We start from the raw sequence: 8,216 nt of genomic DNA on the forward strand, positions 1-8,216 counted from the left end.
GCCCATGCCTGGGTGCACGCCTATTACAACGCCATGACCAAGCGGCTGCACAAGCTTGCCGACTACGAGATCAACCCGAACATGGCGCTGGTGTCGTTCTTCATGTGCGCGAAGACGGATGAAGAGGCCCGCGCCCGCGCCGACGGCGCCACCTTCTTCCAGTTCGCGCTGCGCTTCTACGGCGCCGCGCAGAACCGCCAGCGTCCGGCGCCCTACACCGTCAACATGTGGGACGAGTACAACAAGTGGAAGCGCGACAATCCGGAGGCCCAGGAGGCCGCGCTACGCGGCGGCCTGATCGGCTCGCCCGAGACGATCCGCAGGAAGCTCAAGCGCTTCCAGAGCTCGCATATCGACCAGGTCATCCTGCTCAACCAGGCCGGCAAGAACAGCCACGAGCACATCTGCGAATCGCTCGAATTGTTCGGCCGCGAGGTGATGCCGGAGTTCCAGAACGATCCGGCGCAGGCGGCGTGGAAGAGGGGCGTCATGAGCGGCGAAATCAAGCTCGAGGAGATCGACACCCAGGCCTTCACCGACCGCTACGGCAAGCTCGCCGTCAATGTCGCCCCGGCGAAGGTGGCGGCCGCGGGATAGGGGTGTACGTTTGACGTCGGCCATGCCTCTATTGGCGGCGCGGGGCCTCCGCATGGGGCCAATCGCCCACTCCCGCGCGCTGTCGCAACCCCTGCTGATCGATCATCTCCTCGAAATCCTTCGGTTGCAAAAGACCGTTAACCGTACGACGCGTTCAAGATCCTGTTTGCGCGGGAAGAATGCCGGCTGGGACCGCAATAGTCCGTACTTGATCTCCCCCAAGGGCTCTGTTTGGATATTTGCGTTCGCCAATTCGAATTTCGGGGAATCGCAGTGAACAAGAGAAGTGGATACCGTTGTTCATGACGGCTCGTGCACCGGAAAGCATCGCGACCGTCCACCGCGCTGGCGTCGGCAATCGGTTGCTGGCGGCGTTGCCGCCGGCGGATCTCGGCTTGCTCACGCCCCACTTCCAGAAGGTTTCGTTCGAGCCCGATACCGTCCTGGTGCGGTCGGGCGATGAGCTCGACCCGGTTTACTTTCCCCATAGCGGGGCAATCGCCTTCATGCTCGATATGCCGGACGGGCAAACGGTTGCAACCACGTTGATCGGACGGGAAGGCGCTCTGGCCTCGTTCTCCGCGCTCGGCCCGTCGCTTTCATCCGTGACCGCGGTTGCCCGCGTGGCCGGCACGGCATCGCAGATCTCCGCCGCCAAATTTCGGGCTGCCTATGCGCGAAGCGAGGCGATCAGGAATGTCGTGCAGGTCCACGTCCGCGCGTTGCTGTTGCAGCTCCAGCACGTTGCGGCCTGTAACGCGCTGCATCTGGTGGATGGCCGCATGGCGCGGTGGCTTCTGCAGCTCCACGACCGCGTTCCCAATGATCTCCTCCCGGTGACGCAGGAGGCGCTTGCGCAGTTGCTTGGAGTGCGGCGGACGACAGCGACGCTGACGATGAGCAAGCTGCGTGCGGCCGGCGCCGTCCCGTCCGACCGGCGCGGGTTTATCGAGATCGACCGGGTGCGGCTCGAGCGCGTTGCATGCGATTGTTATGCGCTCATGCAGGACAAGATCGATCGGATGTATTGCCAGGAATTGTCGGCGCCGCAGCCTGTCCCTGCGCCATTCCCGGAAGCAACCGCGCGGTAGTCAGGGCGCATTTGAGGTCCCCTGCGCCCCGTTCGTGAGCACTCACTCTGGACGGTTCGGCGTCCTGCGCGCCGGTGTGAGCTTGCGCCGTCGTGCCGCGATCTCATGCGGACTCCTCCGCCCTGCTTGATCGTGAACGGCGGGCCGCAACTGGGCCAGGCCCCGTCTTGCCTATCGCGTCCTTGAGACTGCGGGACGGGTTATCCAACTTGGGCGCAGCGTAGAACTCGAGTGGCTCTGCCACCTTGGCATGAGGCGGCAATACGTCCTCGTTGAACGCGTGCTCGCACTTGCGCAGAGCGACTGACATTTTCCGGTCTCCGCCAAGATCAAGTGGCCTGCAATTTCTCATTCCATGCTGAAGAGTGCGTCCGCGCACGCCGATATGCTGGACGGCGAGGCCGCTGGATTCGTCGATGTCACCGTCGATTGCGACTGATGCCATGTCGTGCACTTTCCGTGTTGCGCGCGGATCGCCTCACTGCGCGGACAGCCATGAGTCGACCGCCGCAAGCCTACGCCGCCGTCCAGCCGCCATCGATCGCGAGATTGGCGCCGGTGATCTGCGCGGCCTCGTCACTGCACAGAAAAAGTGCGAGCGAAGCCACCTGTTCGACAGTGACAAATTCCTTGGTGGGTTGGGCCGCGAGCAGCACGTCGCTGATGACCTCATCTCTCCTCATCTTGCGTGCATTCATCGTGTTCGGGATCTGCTTTTCGACCAGCGGGGTCCAAACATACCCGGGGCTGATGCAGTTGCAGGTGATCTTCGAACGCGCAAGCTCCAGCGCGACGGTCTTGGTCAGGCCGGCGATCCCGTGCTTGGCTGCGACGTAGGCTGACTTGAACGGCGAAGCTACACGCGAATGCGCCGAAGCCGTCGTGATGATCCGGCCCCAGCCACGCTTCTTCATGCCCGGCACAGCCGCACGGATTGCATGGAATGCGGCGGATAGATTGATGGCGATGACCGCATCCCATTTCTCGAGCGGAAACTCTTCGATTGGAGAGACGTGCTGGACGCCGGCATTGTTGACGAGGATATCCACAGCCCCGAACGTCGCTTCACCCAGCGCGATCAGCCCGGCGATTTCGCTCGGCTTCGCCATGTCCGCGGGCGAATAGATCGCCTTGACGGCGAACTCGCTTTCGATTGCCAAGCGCTCCTTCTCGACATCGGCCGCCCCGCCCATTCCGTTCAGCACGATGTTTGCGCCGGCACCTGCGAAGGCACGCGCACATGCGAGGCCGATGCCGCTCGTCGAGCCGGTCACGATCGCAGTTTTGCCCTTAATAACCATCTCAGTCACTTTGCTCCATGTGTTGCGCCAGCTGGCGAAGCCTCGCGCTTCACGCGCGAGTTGGTTTTGTGGATTTCCGATCAGGTGACCAGACTTCGTTCTGAAGCCCGGAACGGACGTCGCGCTGGCTCTTGCAGATAGTCATGGGCCACTCTGCCCAGTCCCAGCGTGAGGTCTGCACGGATGTGAATCGCCGAGACGATCTCCAGAACGGGCAGATCAGCGACCGGCGCCAAGGCGTGCGGTGTCAGGGAGAGAGCCGCGGGTCCGRTCCAGGCGCCCTTCAACGCGATCTGCTCGAGGCGATATTCAACGAGCTCGCAGATGCGCGGGCTGCCATCGACATGCGGGATGATCTTGAGCAGAAAATTCGGCTCCTCGAGCGCGGCCTTGACCTGGCCAAGATCGGCTTCGCGGTGCTTGTAGCCCATCGTGCCCGTCGCCACCCGCAAGGGCCCGTAGTCGAGCGTACCGATCAGGGTGTCGATCTCGGTCCGCAATGTCGGCTGGCCGAGCTTTTTCGGAAAGCCCCAGAGCTCGCGTCCCCCGGCAATCGGTCCTTCGTCGTTGAGGAACATGCAGTGGTTGTAGCCGCCCGTGTGGCCACGGAACGAGACCGGAATGACCTGGCCGCTTTCCGTGTAGTCGCCGAAGCCATTTGAATCCGGCATGCGGATGAATTCATACTTGACGAGCGGGTTGCGGTCATCGAGTTCCAGCGGTTCGGGCACCACAGCGCGCAGCCTTGCCGGGTCGGTGCGATAGGTGATGATCAGGTACTCGCGATCCACAAACCGATAGGGGCCTGGCGGATAGGCCGGGCTGGTGAGCGGCATCGCAAAGGCGCGCTTACGCACATCGTTCTCACGCATGGGGTTCTCCGTGCATCAAATCAGCGCTCTATTCACGGCCGTCGTGCTCCAGATCGAATGTGGAAACTCCATCCGGGGTGACCGGGCGTGCGAGCACCTCGGGATGACGCAAGGTGCGAAGCGCATCGTGGTAGCCGGCGCGCCAATGGTCTTGCATCGAAAGGCGGGAGAACTCGTAGTCCTTGGAGTGGCCTTCGTGGTTGCGCGCCCGATAGATCAGGTGAACGATGTTGTAGACGTTGGGTGACACCGCGGTGTTCAGGAGCTTCACATCCTCGTGCTCCCTGAGTTCTTCGGGAATCCGGTCCAGGAGCGTCGTGAGCGCACGTCGCAGGCGCTGCACGTGCTTGAACTGGTCGGTGCTGGCGCGCGTGCGACTGGAATATTGAATTTCCTTCTGACGCGTGACGACCTCGGGCAGATTGCCCGGAAGCTGCCCCTTCGCGCTCCAGAGATCGACCTGAAACGCCAACATGTCCTGCGGCACACCCCCATCGATCACCCATTGCAGCGGCGTATTGGAGACAAGGCCGCCGTCCCAGTAATGCTCGCCCTCGATCTCCACGGCGGGAAAGCCCGGTGGCAGCGCGCCGCTTGCCATGATGTGCTCTGGGCGAATCGTGTGGGTGCTGTTGTCGAAATAGACGAAATTGCCCGTTCTCACGTTGACTGCTCCTGCACTGAACCGCGTGATCCCCGCGTTGATGCGATCGAAGTCAATCAGGCGCTCCAGCGTGCTCTTCAACGCGCCGGTGTCGTAGAAGCTGGTTGCTTCGGTCGTGCCGCCGGCGTGGAGCCATGGCAGGAGGGGGCGCGCGGAGAAGAACCCGTTTGCGCCGCATGCCGCGGCAAGGCCCGCGCTCATCTGGTTGAGGATATTGCGCGCATTCTCGTTGCGCGCATCGAGAAATAGGTTTCCGGCCCAGTCCCAAGGTGCAGTCGAAGTTACCCGCGTCCAGAAATCGCGCAGCCGATCAACACGCGACTCGGCCGGGTTGCCCGCGATGATCGCGGCATTGATCGCGCCGATGGAAATGCCGGCAACCCAATCGGGGTGGATGCCAGCTTCCGCCAGCGCCTCGTACACCCCCGCCTGGTAGGCGCCGAGAGCGCCGCCGCCTTGCAACAGCAGGGCTATGCAATCGAATGGCAGCCGCCGTTGGGTGGCCGGCAGGTGTGATCGGGGCTGGAAATTCATGACTGGTCTTGCTCTCGGTGTGGGATGATCGAGCCGGTGTCGCGGAAGCCGCGATGACCGTTCGCTAAAACAAACTATACGGTGTAGTGTATATATTGCGCGTTAATGCGCAACTCACGAGATCGTGCTTCAGTGGCGCGCCGTCACGTTCGTGGCTAGTGCTGAGTTGACCGCTGTCCGACCTTGGGCGGCTCGAGCATCACTTCCTTCAGGCGATCGCTGGTAGCGATGACGACCACGAAGTTGAGCTTGCCATCCTGTTTCACCAACCCGCCAGCGAGCGCCTGTCCGTCCGCCGCGCTTTCCGCGACCCGCACCGCGTCCGACAACTCCAGCTTGATCCACTTCAGGGCGATGATGTTGGCGAGGTCCGCGCGATCGAGTTCCTTGAGCGATGACGCGATCTCCGTTTGCGATACCCTTCCGGTGTTCGCATCTATGACATTCTCAAAGACCCGCTCGTTCTTGATCGTGCGCACGCGGTAGACCGGCGGACCGGATATCTCGAAGCTGATGTCTGCGGTCCTCGACCCATCGTGCAGACCCTCCGCAATCGCCATGGCCTGTCCGATTGGGACCTTCGTGGTGTGGAACTGCTCCAGCACGCGGCGAATGGCTGCCTCCTCGACGTTGCCCTGCGCGGTCGCGCTTTGCTGTTCGGCGTCGGCAGGGACCTGCGTGACGCCGGCCAGAGCACCGGTGCCGGCGAGGGCCGCGGAACAAACGATGAGGGCAAACAGCTGCTTCTTTGGCATCGCGCAATCCTGTGGTGTTCTTCGTGATCGATGGTCTAGTTCGGCACGAAGGCGTACCGGCTGATCTGGAAGCCCGGATGCCGAGCAGATCGCCACAACTTTCGAGGCCGCGCCGGAGCTAGCCTGCGCCGTCGCGCCGCGATCTCATGCGGGCTCCCCCGTCCTGCTCGATCATGAACGGCGGGCTGCAACTGGGCCAGGCTTTCGCGAACGCGCAGATCGGCCGCCACGACCGCCGGGTTACCGTCATCGCCGTGCACAACGGCGCCGCCGACTTCTGTTTCGGGCAACTGCGCCTGCGCGATATCGTGCTCGGCGGGCGCGGGACGCTGTCCGAACCCGCTGGTGTCGATGACGACCGCTTCGGGTCCCCTCCGATCTGAGTGAATCCGGATCGGCGGCAACGCGGAATGCGAGTCCGTGAGCCGGCTTGGCGAAGGTGCGGGCAACACCCAGTCGGCCGCCAGAAGCAGCAGGAGCAGCGCGCCTCCAACGGAGAGAAAATACGCCCGCAGGGGTAGCTCGGGCTCGACGACGGCGCGCGCACGCGACAGCACAGACTTCCTGCTCACGGCCAGTTCCCAGACATGAAATGATTCCGCCTCGTTTTCAGAAGCTCGTGGGCCGCGGGTGCCGGGACGCGCGTTCGGCGTCGAGATAGCCGCGCTCGTCGAGCCATTCGATCGGGCAGTAGGACATCGCCTTCGGGTCGATCATGTGCCCGTCGCGCTCGAGGGCCGCTCGCGTGCCGGTGAGTCCGCTCCAGACCGAAGAGCCGGTGGCCGGCTCCACGTCCATGACGTCGAACACTTCGATGAAGTTGAGCATGTCGAACGTCCAGGATGCTCACGCGGCGGGCGGGGAAGGGGGCTCGACGCCTTCAAGCGCGACGCCTCTGCGGACGAGTTCGGATTCGATCGCGTCGAAGATGGGTTCGACCGGCGCGAGCCACACCGTGACCCAGCAGATGATGCAATTGCGCGCAAGCAACAGCCCCGATGTCATGCGTGGCTCCTCCGGCTGGCCGCATGCCGCACCGGCGCGGCTTCGCCGCCGGCGAGCGCGTGCACCCATGCGAGCACCGAAATGGTGAGACCCAGCAGCAGGCTCACGCCCACCAGCGACAAGGCCACCATCAGATTGAGCGACGCGACGGCAATCCCGGGCCAGGGATTTTCCCGCACGAGCGCCAGGAACAGGCTTGACATCTTCGGTCTCCTAAATAAACTACACCGTATATTTCATATACAGCGCGGATCGCGGGATGTGTCAAGAGCCGAGACTCACAAGCCCGTGTTCGTCCTGGTCGGACGAGGGAGACTCCGGAGTGAGGCCAAGGGTCCCCTTTGAAAGCAGATGCCTCAACTCGAGAAAGGATTCGATATGTTCAAGAACAGGTTGGTGCTCGCAGTGCTGGTGCTCGTTGCGTGGGACGCCGCTGCGTTCGCGCAGGAGGACCGCGGCACAGCTGAGCAGAGAGCGGCGTGCACCTCTGACGCGTTTCGCCTGTGCGCCGGCTACATCCCCGATCCCACCAATGTGGAAGCCTGTCTCAGGCAAAGAAAGTCGGACCTGAACGAAGCTTGCAGGGCCGTCTTCGACCACGCAGATGCCGCGGTTCCGGTCAGGGCCGTGGGATCGCACCGATAGCGCGACGCCAGGAATGAGGAACGATCGTATGAATACAATATATGCTCCTGCTTTCGCCGCGTTCGGAGGTTCGGCCTTCGGAGCGATTTCCACGATCGTGACGGGATGGATGAGCCGGCGCCGCAGGCTCCGCGAGCGCCATCACGCGCACGCGACGTCGAAGCGTGAAAAGCTCTATCGAAGCTTCATCGAGGAGGCGTCCCGACTTTACGCGGACGCGCTCACCAGCGACAAATCCGAGATCCCGGCATTGGTGAACTTGTATGCGCTCATCGGGCGCATGCGGATTCTGTCCGACGATGAGGTGGTCCATGCCGCAGAGCGGGCAGGCCGGCTGATCATCGAGACCTACCTCGCACCGAACACGTCGTTCGTCGACCTGCCGGGCTTCCTGGAGGAGATGGATCCGTTGCGTGAATTCGGCGAGGCCTGCCGGCGTGAAATGCACGTGATTCCGTTGCGGTGAGGCCGAGCATGCCAGAGGCGCAGACGCCCCGCCAGGCTGGATTGTCGTGCACGCGTGAACGAATTGTGCAGGCTGCAATCCGCTTGTACCGGGAGATCGGGTACCGAAAGACCACGGTTGCCGACGTCGCTCGCGACGCAGCAATGTCCCCCGCAAATCTCTACCGGTTCTATCCCTCCCGCCGAGCGCTCGAAGAGGCCGTCGTGACGGAGCTGCTCGAGGAGGTGTCGGCGGCGGCCGCAAGTGCAGCGCGAAGCGGCCGCTCGGGCCTGGAGCGCCTCAATGC

Annotated in this window: 12 protein-coding genes and 1 pseudogene; 6 read left to right on the forward strand and 7 right to left on the reverse strand. The window is 63.1% G+C overall.

The features are described 5' to 3' along the window. A pseudogene (locus tag AC1D00_RS16200) lies at positions 1-597 on the forward strand (LLM class flavin-dependent oxidoreductase); the annotation flags it as partial. Between the two features lie 302 nt (positions 598-899). Continuing rightward, a complete protein-coding gene (locus AC1D00_RS16205) occupies positions 900-1,688 on the forward strand; it encodes a Crp/Fnr family transcriptional regulator (protein WP_477011373.1) in 789 nt (262 codons plus the stop codon). 515 nt (positions 1,689-2,203) lie between these two features. Here the strand turns inward: AC1D00_RS16205 and AC1D00_RS16210 are convergent. From AC1D00_RS16210 to AC1D00_RS16225, 4 genes are all read right to left on the reverse strand, one after another. Next, positions 2,204-2,989: a 3-hydroxybutyrate dehydrogenase gene (locus AC1D00_RS16210; protein WP_477011380.1), complete on the reverse strand. Its 786-nt coding sequence runs from the start codon at positions 2,987-2,989 to the stop codon at positions 2,204-2,206. Positions 2,990-3,069: 80 nt separating this feature from the next. Next, a complete protein-coding gene (locus AC1D00_RS16215; RefSeq protein ID WP_477011374.1) occupies positions 3,070-3,861 on the reverse strand; it encodes an acetoacetate decarboxylase in 792 nt (263 codons plus the stop codon). A gap of 28 nt (positions 3,862-3,889) precedes the next feature. After that, positions 3,890-5,059 (reverse strand): DUF3734 domain-containing protein, encoded by a 1,170-nt coding sequence (locus tag AC1D00_RS16220; RefSeq protein WP_477011375.1) that lies wholly within the window; start codon positions 5,057-5,059, stop codon positions 3,890-3,892. A gap of 155 nt (positions 5,060-5,214) precedes the next feature. Next, positions 5,215-5,814, reverse strand: a complete 600-nt coding sequence (locus tag AC1D00_RS16225) for a PepSY domain-containing protein (protein ID WP_025575529.1) — start codon at positions 5,812-5,814, stop codon at positions 5,215-5,217. 173 nt (positions 5,815-5,987) lie between these two features. Here AC1D00_RS16225 and AC1D00_RS16230 point away from each other — a divergent pair, with 173 nt between their 5' ends. Further along, positions 5,988-6,197 (forward strand): hypothetical protein, encoded by a 210-nt coding sequence (locus AC1D00_RS16230; protein WP_477011376.1) that lies wholly within the window; start codon positions 5,988-5,990, stop codon positions 6,195-6,197. Positions 6,198-6,423: 226 nt separating this feature from the next. Here AC1D00_RS16230 and AC1D00_RS16235 read toward each other — a convergent pair whose 3' ends face one another. From AC1D00_RS16235 to AC1D00_RS16245, 3 genes are read right to left on the reverse strand one after another with little or no spacing between them, the layout of a single operon-like run. Continuing rightward, on the reverse strand, positions 6,424-6,642 hold the full coding sequence (locus AC1D00_RS16235) for a hypothetical protein (protein ID WP_271575379.1): 219 nt from the start codon (positions 6,640-6,642) through the stop codon (positions 6,424-6,426). A gap of 18 nt (positions 6,643-6,660) precedes the next feature. Then, a complete protein-coding gene (locus AC1D00_RS16240; RefSeq protein ID WP_198033754.1) occupies positions 6,661-6,819 on the reverse strand; it encodes a hypothetical protein in 159 nt (52 codons plus the stop codon). Next, the gene (locus AC1D00_RS16245) at positions 6,816-7,022 is read right to left on the reverse strand and encodes a hypothetical protein (protein ID WP_477011377.1); all 207 of its coding nucleotides are present in this window, start codon (positions 7,020-7,022) and stop codon (positions 6,816-6,818) included. The genes AC1D00_RS16240 and AC1D00_RS16245 overlap by 4 nt, the downstream gene beginning before the upstream one ends. A 175-nt stretch (positions 7,023-7,197) precedes the next feature. Here AC1D00_RS16245 and AC1D00_RS16250 point away from each other — a divergent pair, with 175 nt between their 5' ends. The 3 genes from AC1D00_RS16250 to AC1D00_RS16260 all read left to right on the forward strand — a co-directional run. Next, complete coding sequence (locus AC1D00_RS16250; protein ID WP_404553235.1) at positions 7,198-7,464, forward strand: hypothetical protein; 267 nt, start codon at positions 7,198-7,200, stop codon at positions 7,462-7,464. A gap of 109 nt (positions 7,465-7,573) precedes the next feature. Beyond that, entirely contained in the window at positions 7,574-7,930 is a 357-nt protein-coding gene (locus AC1D00_RS16255) for a hypothetical protein (RefSeq protein ID WP_477011378.1), read from the forward strand. An 8-nt stretch (positions 7,931-7,938) separates the two neighbouring features. Next, on the forward strand, positions 7,939-8,216 hold a 278-nt coding region (locus tag AC1D00_RS16260), incomplete at its 3' end, for a TetR/AcrR family transcriptional regulator (protein WP_477011379.1).

The organism is Bradyrhizobium sp. P2_E8, from assembly GCF_056403875.1.

Coding starts and splice junctions, on each gene's coding strand:
- AC1D00_RS16225 (WP_025575529.1), bottom strand. CDS start 5,814: ATGCCAAAGAAGCAGCTGTTTGCCCTCATCGTTTGTTCCGCGGCCCTC.
- AC1D00_RS16235 (WP_271575379.1), bottom strand. CDS start 6,642: ATGCTCAACTTCATCGAAGTGTTCGACGTCATGGACGTGGAGCCGGCC.
- AC1D00_RS16220 (WP_477011375.1), bottom strand. CDS start 5,059: ATGAATTTCCAGCCCCGATCACACCTGCCGGCCACCCAACGGCGGCTG.
- AC1D00_RS16230 (WP_477011376.1), top strand. CDS start 5,988: ATGAACGGCGGGCTGCAACTGGGCCAGGCTTTCGCGAACGCGCAGATC.
- AC1D00_RS16250 (WP_404553235.1), top strand. CDS start 7,198: ATGTTCAAGAACAGGTTGGTGCTCGCAGTGCTGGTGCTCGTTGCGTGG.
- AC1D00_RS16210 (WP_477011380.1), bottom strand. CDS start 2,989: ATGGTTATTAAGGGCAAAACTGCGATCGTGACCGGCTCGACGAGCGGC.
- AC1D00_RS16245 (WP_477011377.1), bottom strand. CDS start 7,022: ATGTCAAGCCTGTTCCTGGCGCTCGTGCGGGAAAATCCCTGGCCCGGG.
- AC1D00_RS16205 (WP_477011373.1), top strand. CDS start 900: ATGACGGCTCGTGCACCGGAAAGCATCGCGACCGTCCACCGCGCTGGC.
- AC1D00_RS16255 (WP_477011378.1), top strand. CDS start 7,574: ATGAGCCGGCGCCGCAGGCTCCGCGAGCGCCATCACGCGCACGCGACG.
- AC1D00_RS16240 (WP_198033754.1), bottom strand. CDS start 6,819: ATGACATCGGGGCTGTTGCTTGCGCGCAATTGCATCATCTGCTGGGTC.